13 protein-coding genes are annotated in these 19,720 nt (G+C 32.2%); 12 read left to right on the top strand and 1 reads right to left on the bottom strand.

Features of this window, described 5'->3' with window-relative positions; genetic code table 11:
- Positions 1–482: 482 nt before the first annotated feature.
- The 12 genes from QMA06_RS05465 (at position 483) to QMA06_RS05410 (ending at position 18,440) form a co-directional block, all read left to right on the top strand.
- Complete coding sequence (locus QMA06_RS05465; protein ID WP_290205866.1) at positions 483–4,409, top strand: non-ribosomal peptide synthetase; 3,927 nt, start codon at positions 483–485, stop codon at positions 4,407–4,409.
- A gap of 4 nt (positions 4,410–4,413) precedes the next feature.
- Positions 4,414–5,199 (top strand): 4'-phosphopantetheinyl transferase family protein, encoded by a 786-nt coding sequence (locus QMA06_RS05460; protein ID WP_290205865.1) that lies wholly within the window; start codon positions 4,414–4,416, stop codon positions 5,197–5,199.
- Between the two features lie 73 nt (positions 5,200–5,272).
- Positions 5,273–6,604, top strand: a complete 1,332-nt coding sequence (locus tag QMA06_RS05455; RefSeq protein ID WP_290205864.1) for a cytochrome ubiquinol oxidase subunit I — start codon at positions 5,273–5,275, stop codon at positions 6,602–6,604.
- Positions 6,605–6,606: 2 nt separating this feature from the next.
- The gene (gene cydB, locus QMA06_RS05450) at positions 6,607–7,680 is read left to right on the top strand and encodes a cytochrome d ubiquinol oxidase subunit II (protein ID WP_290205863.1); all 1,074 of its coding nucleotides are present in this window, start codon (positions 6,607–6,609) and stop codon (positions 7,678–7,680) included.
- A 138-nt stretch (positions 7,681–7,818) separates the two neighbouring features.
- A complete protein-coding gene (locus tag QMA06_RS05445) occupies positions 7,819–8,121 on the top strand; it encodes a hypothetical protein (RefSeq protein WP_290205862.1) in 303 nt (100 codons plus the stop codon).
- Positions 8,122–8,336: 215 nt separating this feature from the next.
- The gene (locus QMA06_RS05440) at positions 8,337–8,834 is read left to right on the top strand and encodes a hypothetical protein (RefSeq protein WP_290205861.1); all 498 of its coding nucleotides are present in this window, start codon (positions 8,337–8,339) and stop codon (positions 8,832–8,834) included.
- Between the two features lie 198 nt (positions 8,835–9,032).
- Positions 9,033–9,395 (top strand): DUF4870 domain-containing protein, encoded by a 363-nt coding sequence (locus tag QMA06_RS05435; protein ID WP_290205860.1) that lies wholly within the window; start codon positions 9,033–9,035, stop codon positions 9,393–9,395.
- Positions 9,396–9,528: 133 nt separating this feature from the next.
- Complete coding sequence (locus tag QMA06_RS05430; protein WP_290205859.1) at positions 9,529–12,438, top strand: sensor histidine kinase; 2,910 nt, start codon at positions 9,529–9,531, stop codon at positions 12,436–12,438.
- 5 nt (positions 12,439–12,443) lie between these two features.
- On the top strand, positions 12,444–13,196 hold the full coding sequence (locus tag QMA06_RS05425) for a LytR/AlgR family response regulator transcription factor (RefSeq protein ID WP_290205858.1): 753 nt from the start codon (positions 12,444–12,446) through the stop codon (positions 13,194–13,196).
- Between the two features lie 113 nt (positions 13,197–13,309).
- On the top strand, positions 13,310–14,533 hold the full coding sequence (locus QMA06_RS05420; protein ID WP_290205857.1) for a hypothetical protein: 1,224 nt from the start codon (positions 13,310–13,312) through the stop codon (positions 14,531–14,533).
- A 191-nt stretch (positions 14,534–14,724) separates the two neighbouring features.
- Positions 14,725–17,814 (top strand): T9SS type A sorting domain-containing protein, encoded by a 3,090-nt coding sequence (locus tag QMA06_RS05415; RefSeq protein WP_290205856.1) that lies wholly within the window; start codon positions 14,725–14,727, stop codon positions 17,812–17,814.
- Positions 17,815–17,891: 77 nt separating this feature from the next.
- The gene (locus tag QMA06_RS05410; protein WP_290205855.1) at positions 17,892–18,440 is read left to right on the top strand and encodes a hypothetical protein; all 549 of its coding nucleotides are present in this window, start codon (positions 17,892–17,894) and stop codon (positions 18,438–18,440) included.
- Positions 18,441–18,571: 131 nt separating this feature from the next.
- Here the strand turns inward: QMA06_RS05410 and dnaN are convergent, their stop codons facing one another.
- Entirely contained in the window at positions 18,572–19,690 is a 1,119-nt protein-coding gene (gene dnaN / locus QMA06_RS05405; protein WP_290205854.1) for a DNA polymerase III subunit beta, read from the bottom strand.
- Between the last annotated feature and the right edge of the window lie 30 nt (positions 19,691–19,720).

Raw genomic sequence — 19,720 nt, 5'->3', positions numbered from 1 at the left:
TAAATTTTCATCTGACAATTTTCCTAATAATCTAAGACTACATAATTTTATTTATTTCGATTTTAAACTTTTTACTTCATAAAAATGAAATAATTTTAATAGCTCTCGGGAAAACGTTTACTATGCCATTGTCATCTAAGCTGATGTAGATATTGTCATATAATTCATAAACCTAGATTTTGAGTGGTGCGATAGGCTTTATCTCTAAAAACCAAGTGATTATATGAGAGTTTTTATCGTTTTTTTATTGATAAATATGTATTTTTAACTTATGTTTGGTCTGAACAATTAATTATGAAACAATGGTTGATTTCTAAATGATTTAAGCCTATAAAATCAACATATTGGTTTTAAACGATAAACGCAACAACTTGTCTAATTTTTCTTTTTAGTCATCTTATTTTTTAATAAATTCCCTGAAATAAATTAACCGTTTCGCTTATACCAAATCCATAGATTTTAATTCAGTTAACCTACGTCTCATGAAGCAACCAAAAATTTATACTACACAATCTCAAGCAGAAATTTGGACTGCTTGTAAATTAGGTGGTATAGATGCTAATCGAGGATATAACGAATCTATCTCCTTGAAGTTATTGGGCCGTTTAAATAAAAAAGCATTTAAAAAAGCGGTAAGATTATTAGTAGAACGGCATGAATCCTTAAGATCTACCTTTAGTTCTGACGGTCGTTTCATTAAGGTCCCTAAGGATTGGTCAGCAATTATTAATGATAAAAACATTTCTGAATGTGATGCCGTCGAAAAGGATAAAATCATTGCTAACTATTTAGCTTCAGAAGCCAATTTTATTTTCGATTTAGTTAAGGGACCACTATTTAAAGTAGGTCTGATTAAGTTATCAGAAACAGAACATCGCTTTATTCTTACCGTGCATCATCTAGTATGTGATGGTTGGTCTATAGGAAATTTATTAGAAGAATTAGGACGTATCTATACTGCCGATGTACTTAACACTAATCTAAATTTACCACAACCAATAGCATTCGGTTCTTATGCGGCGAAAAAACATGCTAATTTGGGCAATGATGCTTTTGATGTTGCTGAAAAATATTGGTTAAATCAGTATAAAGATACGGTTCCACAATTGACATTACCAACGGATTTTCCGAGACCAGAACTTAGAACGTACAGAAGTGATCGATTGAATTTTTCCTTAAAAACAGACCTTGTAGACGGTTTGAAGAATATTGGTGAACAAGCAGGTTGTAATTTCATTAATACACTACTATTTGCTTTTGAGATTTTTTTATCTGAACAAACAGGCCGTAATGATATAGTTCTTGGCTTAACCGCAACTGATAAGATAACGGAAAATAAGACGCATATGATAGGTAATTTCTTAAATTTATTACCATTACGAAGTAAAATTGACACGGCTTTAAGTTTTAAAGAATATTTAGAACAACGAATTCCTCAATTACAAGAAGCTTATAATCATCAAGAATTCAGTTTTGGTCAATTACTCCAAAAATTTTCAATTGCTAGAGACCCGTCTAGAGTCCCTTTAATCCCTATAGTTTTTAATAATAATATGGGCATTATGGAGGCTGTCTATTTTTCAGGTTTAAATTGTGAGCTGGAAAGTAACCCAAGAGCTTATGACGCCTTCGAAATTTTTTTAAATGTAACTGGTTCTGAGGCGAATTTAACATTGGAATGGTCTTTTAATACGGCATTGTTCAAAAGAGAAACCATTAAAGAAATGATGATGTCATTTCAAGATTTACTAGAACAATTTGTAAATACACCCCAAAAAAATATAGAAGAAATTCTCAAAGTAGATGATGCGTTATATCAATTAGTAAATGCTACTAAAATAGATTATCCAAAGATCACATTACATCAACTTATATCTAAACAAGCACAGCTAAGACCTGAAAAGATTGCCTTGAAATTTGAAAATTCTGAAATTTCATATAAAGATTTTGAGATACAAGTCAACCAGCTTACACATTGTTTATTTGAAGAAGGGGTAAAACCAGGGACGATTACGGCGGTGGCATTACCTCGGTCTATTGAGCTCGTTATAAGTTTAGTGGCTATTATGCAATGCGGTGCCGCGTATTTACCGTTAGATCCTAGTTATCCGCAACAGCGTCTAGATTTTATGATGAAAGACTCAGAGGCTGAAATATTAATTTCATCAGAAAAAATACGACTAAAGTTAGACGCCATTCCAAAACAATTAACAATAGAACATTTGTTTTCGGATTTATCAAAATATTCTGCAAGCCCAACCAATACTGCTGTAGATATAGATAAAATGGTGTATTTGTTATATACTTCTGGATCTACTGGTAATCCGAAGGGCGTTCAGGTAACGCACAGAAACCTTGTAAATTTTCTTTATAGTATGCTTGAAAAACCAGGCATACAAGAAACAGATCGATTATTATCCATAACTACAATTTCATTCGATATTGCAGGTTTAGAGTTGTACCTACCATTATTAAAAGGAGCTACATTGGTTATCGCAAACGACGAAACAGCTAAAGATACCCGTTTAATGCTCGATGTTCTCAAAGCAGAAAAAATCAACATATTGCAAGCGACACCAACAACTTGGCAAATGTTATTAGATGCTGGATGGGAAAATCATTTGCCATTAAAAGCACTTTGTGGAGGTGAAGCTCTTTCCCTGAATTTAGCGACTAAATTGTTGCAGCGCGTGGATGAGCTTTGGAACATGTACGGACCAACAGAAACTACAATTTGGTCAACGGTAAAACAGATTAAAACAGAAGATACATTAATTAGTATTGGAAAACCAATTGCCAACACCCAATTGTATATCTTAAATGATAAAGGTCAACTCATGGCACCTGGTAAAATAGGTGAATTATGTATTGCGGGCGACGGTGTTGCAAAAGGGTATTGGAAACGAAAAGATTTAACTTCTGAAAAATTTATAGCTGATACCTTTAATCAAGACGAAGAGACACTATTATACAGAACAGGGGATTTGGCTAAAATGCTACCTTCAGGAGAGGTTCAATGTTTAGGCCGTATGGATCAACAAGTTAAAATAAGAGGTCATCGTATAGAACTTGGTGAAATAGAAGAGGCTATTAACAACTTAGAGGATATAGAAAATTCTGTTGTGTTGGTTAATGAAGAACGACTTGAAGGTTTTGTTATTTTGAAAAAAAATGAAGAGGTGTCAACAGACCTTACTAACAGCTGGAAACAAAGCCTTGCGGAAGAACTTCCAGCTTATATGGTGCCTGTAGATTTTTATTTTTTAAAAGAATTTCCAACCACATTAAACGGGAAAATAGATCGAAATGCACTTAAAGGTCAAGCTTATAAAAATAACCGATTAGCGGAATATACAGCTCCGCGAACTGAAACAGAAAAAATAGTAACCTCTATTTGGGAAGATTGCCTAAAACGAGACAAAATAGACATATTCAGTGACTTTTTCGAGCTTGGTGGTCATTCGTTAATTGCTGTTAAAGTCATGTCCCTGTTAGATAAGAAAACAGGAAAACGATTACCATTATCTGCCTTAATGATTTATCCAACTGTCGAAAAATTGGCAGAATTCATAGATTTAGAGACTAAAGAAATTTGTTGGAGTTCTTTTGTGCCCATAAAACCAGAAGGAACAAAAACACCGCTTTATGTCGTACATGGTGCAGAACATAATGTTTTGTTTCTAAATTCTTTAGCAAAGAATCTAGATAACGACCAGCCTATGTATGGTTTACAATCAAAAGGACTTGATGGTGTGGATACACCACATGATAAGATTGAAGATATGGCTTCATATTACATTTCTGAAATTGTGAAATCTAACCCAGAAGGCCCTTATATACTTGCTGGTTATTCTTTTGGGGGAGTCATTGCTTTTGAAATGGCAAGGCAACTTATGTCGCAGAATAAAACCGTACATAAAGTAATTCTTTTAGATAGTTATGTATATCCTTATTATTGTTATACACCGTCCGCAAGAAAAAAGATTTCACGTACAAAATATACTTTGGAAATGGTGCTTTATATGTCTCAGAAAATGTTTCATAGCAAGTCCAACTTTGAGCATCGCATGCGATTATTTAAAGAAAGCTTAAAACAAAAGTATTTAAAATTCAAATATGGAAAAGAAGCACATCACAAAATGCTGCATAGCTGGCCGTTTGAGTTAGATCAGATGCATAAAAAAGCTATTAATAATTATCAAATTTTACCCTTAGACATAAAAGTAGATTTATTAAGAGTGGCAGAAGATGATGTTTTTTATGCTCATGATCCAGATATGCTCGGATGGGGACAACTAGCCACAAAGGGTGTCAATAAGCACTTAATACCAGGAAACCATGTCAATATGCTTTCGCCTCCAAATGATAAAAAGCTTGGAAAAATATTACAAAACATTCTAGACCGTTAATAAAATGAGTCAGGTTTATAATGTGTTCTGTCACAGCACTAAGGTTATTATTGTACCCTTTGATAAATTTGAAAATAATTCAGAATATTTAAATATTTTTAAAATTAAGCTCTCACTGTATCAAAACTTGGTGATTGATTTTTTACAATTTCTTACGCCTGTTGAAATGCAACGTGCAGAAAGATATTATTCTCCGAAAGATAAATCACGCTTTATAATCTGTAGGACGTTACTAAAATTTATACTCGCTCAGAAAACAGGACTTGAAATTGAAAATATTATTTTTGAAAAAGATAATAATAAAAAGCCGTATTTACCTTTTGATAGATCAATAAATTTTAATGTTTCGCACTCCGAAAATTATGCTTTAATAGCATTAAGCCATGCTTCGGTAGGTATTGATGTAGAATATATGAATCGAGATTTTAATTTTTTGGAAATTATTCCGTCTACATTCAATGACTTAGAAATTAGATCCGTTTTAAAAGCGGCTAATAAAAAAGAAGCTTTTTATACATGTTGGACGCGTAAAGAAGCTTTCGTTAAGGCAACAGGGAAAGGTATCGATGATAATATTGCGCAAATTCCTGCATTAGATGGTCAACATACTAAAGCTTCTCATTTGCTAGGCGAGTTCAAAAATATGACTGTATTTAGTTTTGACTTAGATGAAAAATATAAAGCTGCTGTAGCTTTTAGTGAAACAATGATTTCTGAGGAAATTGTAGTTTCTAATCTTCCAACGACTTTACAGGAGTTGATAGAATTTAAAAGTATAAATAGAACATAATCTAATTATTCTGTAACATAAGTAACGTACATTTTCTCATTTACTTCGTATTTTTATAGCTTAAATTCTGGCTATGGAAGACATGCTCTTTTACGATAGAGTGCAGTTTGCATTTACGATTACATTCCACTACATATTTCCTCAATTAACCATGGGCTTATCTTTAATGATTGTCTATTTTAAGTGGAGATATTTAAGAAACAAAATTGAAAAATATAACAATGCTGCGAAATTTTTCATGAAGATTTTTGCTATCAATTTCACTATGGGAGTTATAACAGGTATTCCTATGGAATTTCAATTTGGTACTAATTGGGCAAAATTTTCTGAACTCACGGGCGACATTATCGGTCAGACCTTAGCCATGGAAGGTATATTTTCCTTTGTACTAGAATCCTCATTTTTAGCACTATTTATTTTTGGCGAAAAATTAATGGGTCAAAAATTACATTTCTTAACGGGATTTCTTGTGTTTTTAGGCTCATGGGCAAGTGGTTGGTTTATTTTGGCTACAAATGCCTGGATGCAATATCCTGTAGGTTATGAAATACTAGACAATGGAAAATTTGTATTAGATAACTTCTCTTCGCTATTTACTAATCCTTGGCTCTTGCCTGCTTTTTTGCATAATCAAGTGGCTTCAGTAGTAACCTCTGCTTTTGTAATGGCTAGTATTGGCGCTTTCTATATTTTAAGAAACAAACATTCCGAATATGGTAAACTGTTCTTAAGAACTGGTGTGGTCTTCGGGTTTATTTCAAGCGTTCTGGTTGCATTTCCTACAGGCGACTGGAATGCAAAAAACGTAGCGAAATATCAACCCGGAACTTTTGCAGCGATGGAAGGAATTTTTGAAACTGAAGATGCAGGCGCTGAAATTGTTCTCATTGGTCAACCTAATATGGTGGACAAAAAATTGGACAATAAAATTGCCGTGCCTAATATTCTCAGCTTTTTAACCTATCAAGAATGGAATAAACAGGTTATTGGCATGGATCAGTTTGAAAAGGAAGAATTGCCAGATAATATTCCGGCGCTCTATTATTCCTATCATATAATGGTTGGTTTGGGCACTATATTTATTGGTGTTATGGCCTTGGCAATTTTTCTCTTATGGCGAAAAAAATTATACACCATAAAACCGTTACTTTGGACCATTATGTTTTTAGTACCTTTTCCATACATTGCAAATCTTACAGGATGGTACACGGCAGAGCTTGGTAGACAACCTTATTTAGTTTACGGTTTACTAAAAACTAGCGATGGTATTTCACCTACGGTCTCATCGGGTAATACGTTATTTACTTTATTAGGTTTTATAGCGTTGTATATGCTTCTCGGCTTGTTATTTTTAGTCTTGGTTGGTAAAATTATTAACGAAGGTCCAACACCTAAAACACATTAAAAATGGAATTATTTTGGTACATAGCCATTGGTATTGTTTTAACGGTCTTTTTTATTTTAGATGGTTATGATTTTGGTGCAGGGATTATTCATCTCTTTTTTGCCAAGGAGGAAAAAGACAAGGAAGTCATTACAAAATCAGCAGGCCTGTTTTGGGATTCTAACGAAGTGTGGTTAGTGGCCGCAGGAGGTATGCTCTTTATGGCCTTTCCTACGTTTTATGCTTCTGTGTTTAGTGGCTTTTATTTACCGTTGATACTGGTATTATGGTTGATTATCTTTAGAGCAATAGGCTTAGAATTTAGAGGTCAATTCAAATATCAAATGTGGAAAGACATTTGGGATAAATCCTTTGGGGTTTCGAGTTTACTATTAGCCTTATTTTTTGGAATTGCATTGGGCAATATTGTGAGAGGTGTAAATTTAGGAATCGTTGAAAACGGAATAGCTACGCACGAAGGTCATTACTTTTTCTTACCATTGTGGGACAGTAGTTTTAGTCCTTTGACAGATCATCCCGGAGTTATCGATTGGTTTACAATTTTAATTGGTTTAATCTCAGTGGTAACCCTAACCATTCATGGTGCGAACTGGGTTATTCTTAAAACCAATTCATCCATTAATACTAAATTGAAAAGTGTCATTTTTAAATTAACTATAGCGTTGACCGTACTTACGTTGATATCTTTGATTACTTGGCAAATAATCAATCCGAATGCATTAGATAATTTTGCTGATAAACCTTACTTATTAGTGTTTCCAATAATTTATTTAACAGGCTTAGTGGGCCTACTATTTATTAAAAAAATTAAAAAAGAACGTCATGCGTTTTTATTATCCACCTTATTAATATTAGGTGGAATTACATCGTCATTAGCTTCCTTATTTCCTGTAATATTACCTTCTATTAATGAGGTTCATCAAGATTTAACCATTTACAATACTGCAGCATCAGAGTATGGACTGTCCGTGGCTTTTATTTGGGGTATTATCGGTTTAAGCTTAATCGTTGTATATGCTATTGTTCAAAATAGATTAAAAGGAGGAAAGGTTGATGATATGGATTATGGTCATTAGTTTAGAACTATTGAATTCAACTTTGACGTAGTTTTTAATCGAATCTAGTCTAGATTGGGTATCGATTTTGCGGTCGCAATAAAAGTTTATAATGACAATCTTACAAATCAATGACATATTCAAGATGAGTAAATAATTATGACAGGGACATTAATTTCATTAATTAGTATTATCGTAGGTATTGTTGCTGCACATACGTTTGCCAATTTTAAGAAAAAATACACTTTTGGTTTTATAGGAAATACGGTGATTGGCGTTTTTGGTAGCATTCTTCTCATTAAATCGTTTGGACGATTGGGTTTCACGCCTTGGTCTATAATGAATAATGGTGATTTTGATGGTTTCCGATTAATGATAAATATATTAGTGTCTGCGCTCGGTGGTATTTTGGGGCTGATAATTGGAAAATGGATGGTTCAAAAAATAAATAGAAAAGCGTAAATTGAGTTAATGCAGAAGCAGAACATCAGTTATAACCATACGTTCAATTGATTACAGTTAAACTACCATAAGTTCTATTGTGTGAAACTTTCGGTTTGTCTTTTCTATTTATAAGAAATTTTAGTATGCTGCCATTTACTATCGGAATAACGACGAAACAGTTATATATCATTTGTTGTGCATAATGTCCCAAAAACCGTAATCTGAATTATAGTTTGAGAAAAAAAGAAATATTTTGGCTGATTGGAACGACAATTTTTGTGTTGATTTTGAACACGCTGATTTTCGGAATTGACGGACTGAAATCTGACTCAACTCTAGATATTAATGTTCACGATACGTATTATGTAATTACGAATTTTCATGTCATTCTATTAATCGGAGTTCTGGTATTTTTTGCAATTTATTTGGTTAGAACATTACGCAGGAATTTCAAAAATTTGACTGCAAATCTAATTTTAATGATTTCGACAATACTTCTGATTTTAGTATTAATCGGAATTGATTCGATTTTAAATGCTTTAATTAGGCAAACAACGAGCTGGACAATCTATCCACCTTTGAGTGCGGGAGAAGTTAAACCTGATTTTAAACCGAAAAAAAATAATTTAGGACTTTTATCAAGTATCCTTTTCTTTACCCATATATTCTTACTGATTTTACTTGCTTTTTGCGGATTTGAAACTGGTCGGAATTATAAACGGAATGAATAAAAATACGATGCACAACAATGTGTATAATTCATTGCTGGTTATAGCCTACTTACCAACGTCATCGCGGACTTTCTATCTAAGATTTATTTACTAACTCTATTGCTAAAATACGCAACGAAATGATACACGAGACAGACCGGTAGATGAAAAATGTAACGTTTTAAATAAAATCACGTCATATAAGTAAAATCATCAATTATGGAATCGAATTACCATTCACTTAAACGTAGAGACAATCAATTATTAGTTATTACACATTTATCGCAATTATTAACTTACATTACTGGATTTGGTGGTCTTATAGCACCGTTAATCATTTGGGCAACTCAAAAAGAGAAAGTTGAAGATATGGATGCCCATGGAAAATCTATCTTGAATTTTCAATTGAGTGTTCTTATTTATTCACTGATCAGTATACCATTAATTATAGCCTTTGGATTAGGAATACTAACCTTAATCTTAATTGCAATTTTAGCATTTGTTATGCCAATTATAAATGCTATAAAAGTTAGTAATGGCGAATTACCTTCTTATCCATTGTCTATTAATTTTATTAGTTAGAAATTAAATAATGGAAATTAAAAAGCTTTGCCAATTGGTGAGGCTTTTTTTGTTTAGAAAAAAAAATCCTTATTACAGAAAAAATCAAAATGAGATATTATAATTATATCTTAAGTTTGTTTTTTCCTTGTATATGCCTGTAAATTTTAGAAATATTTTATTTTTAATACTACTTCTTTTACATGAAGTGGTAGTCGCTCAAGATCCTGTTTTTGAGCATCTCGCAAATATCTCTAATCTGCCAGATGTTGAGTTTTATGATATTTTAGAAGACCACAACCACTATATTTGGTTTGCGGCGGATAAAGGTTTGTTTAGATATGATGGTAATACCTACCAGCGTTACAGTCACCCAAATCAAAAAGCAAATTCATTATTTCAATTAAAGGAAGATGATGATGGTAAGTTATGGTGTAATAACATATATGGTCAACTGTTTTATGCGGAAAATGACCAATTACATTTGTTTCTAGATGCAAGTCAATTAGTAAAAGGGCAATTAGCAGCCTACACTATTTTAGAAAATGATATCCGCTTGTTTACTATAACAGGCATCTATGATGTAAATAAAACTACAAAAAAAATCACCAAGATTTTTGAAGGTCTATGCATAAGTAATGCTAATAGTCACGATAGTAATTATGTGTTTACAATTAATGAGGCGGCAGGTTTAAATAAAAATTGTATTTATAAAATAGAAGGTGATCATAGGATTAAAATATTTGATATTGAAAGCTTAGGCCTTATACAGTCTCCTAAATTATTCGCTTTTAAAAATGAAGTATTTTTTATTTATAAAAGTGATGATAAAAACATAATTTATCTCATAAACAGGGGTGATAATTCAGTAATAAAACTTGAAACTCCACCTCAATTAAATAATAAAATCTTTTACAATCTCTTAAGTTTTGACAACGAATATTGGTTTTTAACCACTGCAGGTATTTTTGTTTATGAATTTAAAGATCAGGTTTTCAGTCTGAAAGAACAACTTTTTAATACAGAGTCTATTACGGACGTTGAGATAGATTATAATAATAATTATTGGTTTGCGACCTTGGATAATGGAGTCTTTGTATCTCCAAATTTAAATATTAGGCGTGCAGACTTGGAGTCTACAAAGTCTAAAATTACGGCATCTTGCGCTTTACAAAATAATCAATATGTATTAGGTACAAACGATGGTAAACTTTTATTTTATGACAAGCTTCAGCGTTTTAAAACATTGCAATTGCCTGGAGAGAAAATAATAGGTAATCTATTTCACGACGCCCAACGACAGCGATTAATTGTAAGTATTAATGCTTCCGAATCTTTTGTAGTTAATCTGAAAAATAACAAAATTACAGATGTCATTAACAAATTTTCAGTAGCTAAAACTATTTCAAAATTAAACGATACCTTATTGTTTTATGGTAATTATAAAGAAGGTATAGTGTATAATAAACCTTATAATTCAAAAGAGAAAAAGAGCTTGCGTTCTAGTCGGGTAAAGGCTTCAGTGGTACATAATGATAAACTTTTTGTATCTTATATTGATGGCTTTTTTCAATATGATTTAAATAGCTTTTCTTCGGAAGGCATACGGTTTAAAGGCCATAATTTGTTGGTTAATGCAATGAGCACATCAAACAAAGCAATTTGGCTTGCAACTCAGCATAATGGCTTAATGAAGTTTGAGAATAATACTTTAAGCCAGCCTTCGGCTAATTTATTTAAGAATTTACAAATAAATACGCTAAAATCTGATGGTGATTTCCTATGGATTTCAACGGATTCTGGACTGTATCAATATAATACAATAACTAAAACTTCAAGATTTTTAAATGGGCAAGATGGGTTGAATACGGCTATAAATGACTTTCTTGTTCTTAAAGATGTTATTATTCTTAGCTTACCGCAATCCCTTTATGCACTGCCAAAAGGAGAAGGTTTATTTAAGAATTTTAAAACTTCTAAAGTTGAGGTTAAAGCTGTACACATTAACGATCGTGATACCTTGGTACAGTCTTATTATAAACTGCCTTATGACTTAAATAAAATTGGTTTGGAGTTTAATTCTAATGGCTTTCAAACCAATAAGAATGTTAAATATCAATATCGCGTACAGCAATTAGATACTGCTTGGCAGAGCATACCACTAAATACAAATGTGGTTAATTTTAATAGTTTGGCAAGCGGAACTTATAACGTAGAATTAAAAGCAAAAAATGTAAGTGCAGAAAAGGCTGTTTTTGCGACTCCGATGACCTTTGTGATTACCAAACCCTTTTGGGAAACATGGTGGTTTTATGCAATTATTTTATTTGTGATCTTTGGTTTAATTTGGTTGTATTTCAAATGGCGTTTAAAACAAAAAGAAGAACAACGTATTAGCGAAATTGATAAAATTTTAATCGATAAAAAAATTACCAATTTAAGATTAGAAAATCTGCGTTCGCAAATGAATCCGCATTTTATTTTCAATGCTTTAAATTCTATTCAAGATTATATTGTATCGAATGAAAAAGAATTGGCAAGCTCGTATTTAGTAAAGTTTAGCCGATTAATCCGAATGTATTTAGATTACAGTCAGCAAAATGAAATCACTCTTCAAGAAGAATTAAATGCTTTAAAATTGTATTTAGAATTAGAGAAAGTACGTTTTGAAGAGGAGTTAGAATATCAAATTCACATAGATCATCAACTTAAAACGCAACAAATAAAAGTGCCGTCTTTATTCGTTCAACCTTACGTTGAAAATGCGTTAAAACACGGCTTATTGCATAAACTAAATGACCGACAATTAAAGGTTGAAGCTAAAATTATTGAAAACAATAACTTACAAATTACCATTGAAGATAATGGTATAGGTAGAACACAATCTGAAAAATTAAAACGACCGAACCAACAGCACAAACCTTTTGCTACCAAAGCCAATGAAGAACGGGTTCACCTTTACAAAAACAAATTAAAACGAAATATAACCATTGCTATTGAAGATTTATACGATGAAAATCAAATAGCTTCAGGAACCAAAGTGGTTATAATAATGCCTATATAATATAGATGAAAGCCATAATTATAGACGACGAAAAACGCGCCAGACATTTACTATCTAAACTCCTAAATGAACATTGTGCAAGCATCTCAAGCATAGATGAAGCGCAGGATTTAGCATCTGGTGTAGGCTTAATAAAGTCTTCAAAACCAGATATTGTATTTTTAGATATTGAAATGCCAAATCAATCAGGTTTAGATATTTTAGAATACTTTCCAAATCAGATTAATTTTAAAATCATTTTTGTTACCGCTTATAACCAATACGCTATTGAAGCCTTTAAATTATCTGCGGTAGATTACCTATTAAAACCTGTAGATACGAGCGAACTAAAAGAGGCAGTTGCAAAAGCGGAAGAAGCAATAAAAGCCAATAATTTAAACGACCAATTAAATAAGTTGCGCGACTCACTAAAACAACTCGCTATAGATAAAATAGCCTTAGAAATTCCTAAAGGGATTATGTTTGCGTCTCATAACGACATTGTTTATTTTGAAGCTGATAGCATGTACACCAACGTACAATTAATTGATGGAAAACAAAAAACAATTTGCAAGCCCTTAAAGCATTTTGTAGAACAATTAGAAAACAATGCCATGTTTTTTAAATGTCATCGTTCCTATTTAATTAACCTAAAATACGTAGACGAATTGGTGAAAGACGACGGAGACTATTTACTCATGAACAATCAAAAGCGTATTCCTATTTCAAAATCTAAACGCGATCAGTTTTTAGAAGTTATTAAGGAAACATTTTTGTGATATTAGCTTAAAAATTCGTTTTCATTCAGAAAAAAAATCCACAACTTTAGAAAAAACACTATTAAGAATAGTGGTTTAGTTGCTTCTTTTGAGGTCTATTAAACACAATTCTTATGAAAAAAATAATTCTATTATTAGTTTTAGCATTATGCTACAATACATCCAATGCACAATTGGGCAAAATGTTAAAGAAAAAAGCCAAAGCTGCAGTAGAGAAGAAGATGAATAAAAAAGAGGAGACAAGTTCATCTTCAAGATCTGAAAGCTCAACAGGAATGGTTGGTAATACTTCAACTTCCAGTCAAAATTCATCTAAATCTGAATATACTGATGAAGAATTTAAAGCAGAATTAGCTAAAAAATACCCTAACGACCAAGAGAAGCAAGATTTATACTATCAAAAATATCTTGAGAAAAAACAACAGAAAGCCGAAGCTAATAAACCTAAAACAGGCTCTAGTATAAGTGACGACTTTTTATACATGTCTTATCCTTTTGCAATGACTAAAGGTATGAGTGCTGTTGGGGTAGACCGTGTAAAGTTGAGACGCCAAATGACAGATATGGGTGATAATGTAGATGTATTACCTGCACAAGATCCAGAATATTCGTGGTTACGTTTTTTAACCACACCAGAATTAGAAGCCATGTCACCAGAAGGTTATATTGGTTACGAGTTGGTTTCAGGAATGTTTACAACCAAAGTCGGAGCAGACAGATCACAAACGTTAGAGCTTGGTACAGGAATGCCAATACTGGTCAGAGGAATGCTTATTACAGACGATGTATTTGTTATTTATGCAGCATCGCATCAAGGTGGCCATGCGTTTAATGTACCATCGTATATGCATCAAAAGGATATAACTATTTTGAATGTTATTGGTAAAGGAGAGCAACAATTTCATTTAGAATGGCTAGAAAAAGCAAAACCAATAGTACAAGAGTTCGAAGCAACCTTAAAAGCGAATTATGATGCTGCGGCACAATCAACGATGGATGCTATTAAAATGCCAAAAGCTGGCAGCATGAATAATACTGCGTCATTAGTAAGTTTTGCTAAACAAAATGTGTCCACGACTATTGAAAAAGATGGTGCTAAACTTTTGAAGTTAAATATAGAATCTAACGACTGGAGTGTTGTAAAGAACAAATATACCGGACACATTTTGTACCGTTGGATTAAAGGTGCTTTTACCGAAAAAAATAAAAATAATGATTGCTACTTACAAGGCTTTTTAATTAAGCAACACTACAACGGTTCTGGCTATGGTAGTTCGGAATTTGGTGGCATTATACACGGCCAAATGCCTTATGGTCAAAAAATGAATTGCGAGTAAAAGGAGTTATTGTTTTATGGTTCATTAAAGTCTGCTTATTAAAGCAGGCTTTTTTTTATAACCTATAATGCAGGTGTAAACTTTAAGTTTCATTTAGAAAGAAATTTCAGTTATTCAGAAAAAAGTAAATTGAAAACCTTTCAGTTGATTGTTGCTTTGTAGTCGATTAATCATAAAAAATATTATCTACAATGAAAAAAACATTACTCTTATTTACAGCCTACTTGTGTTTAGGTTTGTTTTCGGCTTTTGCTCAAAACGTAAACATTCCAGACGCTAATTTTAAAATCTATTTATTAGCAGACGTAGCCATTAACGTCAATAATGATTCAGAAATCTCTGTCGCAGAAGCACAAGCTTTTACAGGAACTATATCGGCAACAGGACTTGGAATTACAGATTTAACAGGAATTGAAGCCTTTGTAAATATTACCATATTAGAGGTATATTCAAATAGCCTAACATCTATAGACGTTAGTAACAACACTCAGTTAACACGATTACATTGTGCAGATAACCAAATAACCCAATTAGATGTTAGTAACATTCCTACATTAAATCAAGTTCATTGCCAAAACAATCTATTAGAAGAGTTAAATATAGCCAATGGTCAAGGTGCTGCGTTTACATACATGAAATCTTACAATAACCCTAGTCTTACTTGTATTCAAGTAGATGCTGGAACTGTACCACCATCTAACGTAGGTTTGTATGATGTGGGTTGGACGAGAGATCTAGAAACTAGAGTCGTAGAAGATTGCAGTACAAGTATTTCTTACGTCACTATACCAGATGCAAATTTTAAATCTTATTTAGTTAACAGTGCAGTTAACACAGATTATGATCAAGAAATTTCTGTTGCAGAAGCACAAGCTGTTACAGGAGCATTAGATGTTAGTAGTTTGGAAATTTCAGATTTAACTGGGATTGAAGCTTTTATTAATCTTACCGAATTAGATTGTAGTGATAATACAATTACTGCTTTAGATGTGTCAACTATTTCAGGTCTTACCAATTTAAATTGTAAAGAAAATAATATTGGTAATTTAAATGTGCAGGGGACTTCTTTAATTACTTTAGATGCTGAAGATAACAGTTTAACAAGTTTAGATGTTTCAAATTTAGCGAGCTTAACAACTTTAAATACGAGATCAAATAGTATTTCAAATTTAAATCTTCAAGGTGCAATTGGTCTTGAGGTTTTAGATTGTAGCGATAATAGCTTAACCACTTTAAATGTAAGTTTAAATACTAATCTTATTGATTTAAATTGTAGTGATAATAACTTAACGACTTTAGATGTAACTAATTTAACGTCGCTAACAGATTTAAATTTTGGTGATAATACCATCTCATCAATTATACTTATCACGAATTCAAATTTAAATACATTAACAGCAAACGATAATAACTTATCTAGTGTTGATGTATCTAATAATACGATGTTAACTGATTTAATTGTGGCAAGTAATAGCTTAACGAGTATAGATATTACTAATAACACAATGCTTACTGCTGTAGATTTTCAAGATAATTCAATCAGTAGCCTAGATATTAGCAATAACCCTGATTTAACTAGGATTCACGCTGCTTTTAACCAATTTACAACTTTTGATATTAGCGCCTACCCCCAAATAAATCAATTGTTAATATATGACAATCAGCTTACAAATTTAAATGTAGCTAATGGTAATAACTCTAATTTTGTATATATGAAGGTGTATAATAATCCTGATTTAACATGTGTACAGATTGATTCAGGATATACACCAAACCAAGTAGGTGTGTATGATAATGGATGGACTAAAGATGCATCCACAAACTATAGTGAAAATTGTACACCTACAGTGTATTATGTGAATGCAAATGCCACTGGAAATAATGGTGGAAGCTCTTGGGCAGATGCTTTTACTACCATAAACGATGCATTAAGTAATGCATTATTAAATGATGAAATTTGGGTGTCTAGTGGTGTTTATACTTCAGCAACAGCCGCTTCAGTATTAACTTTAGATTTAGAAAACTTAAAAATCTATGGTGGTTTTGATGGTACTGAGTTAACCTTAGCAGACCGAGATTTAACTAAAGTATTTACAGATAACGCGACTATTATTTCTGGAGATATTAATGGTGATGATATTGAAGGTGATTTCACAACTAATAAAACCGATAATGCCACAGCATTAGTAAGTCTTGAAGCCGATCATGTCATTTTTGATGGCTTTGTTCTTCAAAATACCTACACATCTGGTTCTAGTCCTGTAATAGCTACTAATTCAAATATCACCGATTTTACATTAAAAAATACGTGGATTACAGAAAATTATAGTGAAGGCTTACTATTAGATTGGAGAAATTTTTCTGGAGACTTGGTGGTAGAAAATGTAGCAATAACCAACAATGCTACCAATAATGGTGTTGTTTTATTAGAGCATAGTGCTTCAAATTCAGATGCATTAACGTCTCATTGGTCAAATATTCTTTTTGCTGATAATGTTTATAATTCAGATTTTGGTGCAATATGGTTTAGAAGAAGTTCATCTTCCAATGGTAACAGAAGTATAGTACACTATTTAAATAATGCCACAATTGTAAATAACGTCAACAACCACACAACCGTACAACAAGTTATTAATGTTAGTGGAAGTGGATGGATCCGTCTAGAAACAAGAAATAGTATTTTTTGGCAAAATAAATATAATGGAAACCAATTCAATACTGTAGATATTGATAATAGCAAAACAGGCGAAGGGGATAGCCAAACGATCAATGTATATAACTCGGTTATACAGGTAACTTCAGCTGCTACTTCTGGTACTTATAACGCTTTAAACATTACTCAATTAGATCCTGCAACCGATAATTTGAACTTAGATAGTGATTACAAACCAACATCAGCTTCAAATTATATCTTAGATCAAGGTGAAAATTCTTATTATGATACAGCCATTTTTGCAAGCTTGGATTTATCTGGAAACGAAAGATTTTTCAATATTACTATAGATTTAGGTGCTTATGAGTATAATTCTTCATTAGGATTAAATGATGAAGTTTACATTTCTGAATTGAAATTATATCCAAATCCGGCAACCGACAAATTGTTTGTTAGCTCTACTGAGCAGGTAGAACATCTTGTTATTTACAACATAAACGGTCAATTGGTAAAGCAAACTAATACAGTAACAAACGGTGTTGATGTATCGCAACTACCAAGTGGTTTATATATGGTGCAAATAAAAACAAACACCAATACTACAACTCAAAAAATCTTAAAAAAATAAGTCTGTATTTTCAGATCTATATTAAATGGCCCATTGTAAAAAGTGGGCCTTTTCTAACTTTTAAAATGTCTTAATATATGAAACATATAAAACGTTTTGCATTCGCAATCTTAGTTATTTTAAGTGTGTCTTGTTCATCCGATGATGATAGTTCCAGCTCTCAAAACGAAAACAATATTACAGTAGGAGCATCGGTTTATGAAATGAAAACAGCCATGGTAGAACCCTCAATAGGTAATAAGATATATTTAAATATAACCAATAAAAAAGAGGATGAAATAACAGCTGCTATTAATGGGACGACACTTAATAATGTAGATATGTTTTCGGCTCGAATTAATGCCTTGGATCTTACACCTAATATAACTTATAATTTATCAGAAATTTCAAGTTTAGAGTTTGTTGTTGATGGTGAATTTATTGGTGCCGACTTTGAAAATGGTCTGAGTCAATTTTATTTAGGGGATGGAACTTCGGATTTAAGAGTCGTTGATGGTAGTATTACCGTTTTAGATTACGCTATGGAGACTATTAGTTTATCGTTTAGTTTTACACGAGCAGATGGTGAAGAAATCACAGGAATTTATAAAGGCGCTTATTTATATCAGACTTCAAATGATGAATAAGTTGTTCTAAAAACTATTAAGTTAAGGTTCATCTATGAGTGATGAACCTTTTTTTTATAAATAAAAAAGACTCACCATTACAGTGAGTCTTTTAATAAGTAATTATTATAAATAGCAATAATATTATTAGTTTAACTATTCAGCATCACAGGCATTACCAACATCGTAACAAGTTCTCCTTCATCTAAACCATCAATTGGTGTTAAGATTCCAGCTCTATTAGGTAAGCTCATTTCTAATTGCACATTATCTGAACCTAAGTTGTTGATCATTTCGGTTAAGAAACGCGAGTTAAACCCAATTTGCATATCGTCACCTTGATAATCACAAGTTAAACGTTCTTCAGCTTTGTTTGAGTAATCGATATCTTCAGCAGAAATGTTTAATTCTGCACCTGCAATTTTAAGTCTAATTTGATGCGTTGTTTTATTCGAGAAAATACTAACACGCTTTACCGAATTTAAAAATTGATTTCTATCAATAACTAATTTATTTGGATTCTCTTTAGGGATTACCGCTTCATAATTAGGGTATTTTCCATCAATTAAGCGACAAATCAATACTGAGTTTTCAAAAGTAAACTTGGCATTAGACTCGTTATATTCTACTAACACATCATCATCACTACCTGCTAAAATACCCTTTAAAAGTGTGAGGGGCTTTTTAGGCATTATAAATTCGGTAGTCTCTGTGGCGCTCACATCGTTTCTAGTATACTTTACCAATTTGTGTGCATCAGTAGCTACAAAGGTTAAATTATCTTGTGAAAATTGAAAAAACACACCACTCATTACAGGTCTTAAATCATCGTTACCAGCAGCAAAAATAGTTTTGCTTATCGCCGTTGCCAAAATATCTCCCATAATGGTCGTTTTACTAGCGTCTTCTATAGAAACTGCATTTGGGAATTCTGCACCATCAGCATAAGCTAAAGCATATTTACCATGATTAGAGCTAATTTCAACCGTGTTATTATCTTCGATAACAAAAGTTAAAGGTTGCTCTGGAAACGTCTTCAGTGTATCTAATAATAACCTGGCTGGTAAAGCAATACTACCTTCAGAATCACTTTCAACATCCATTGTAGAAGACATTGTAGTTTCCAAATCGCTAGCCGAAATGGTTAGTTTCGATTGGCTAAGCTCAAATAGAAAGTTGTCTAAAATTGGAAGTGTATTACTGTTATTAATAACGCCTCCCAATACTTGAAGTTGCTTTAATAGATAAGTGCTTGAAACTATAAATTTCATGTGTTCTATATTAATTATTTTGTATTCATC

The sequence above is a fragment of the Winogradskyella bathintestinalis genome (assembly GCF_030407435.1).
Taxonomy (GTDB): domain Bacteria; phylum Bacteroidota; class Bacteroidia; order Flavobacteriales; family Flavobacteriaceae; genus Winogradskyella; species Winogradskyella bathintestinalis.
The sequence above is the reverse complement of the archived record's forward strand: the minus strand, read 5'-3'. Positions and strand labels throughout refer to the sequence as shown.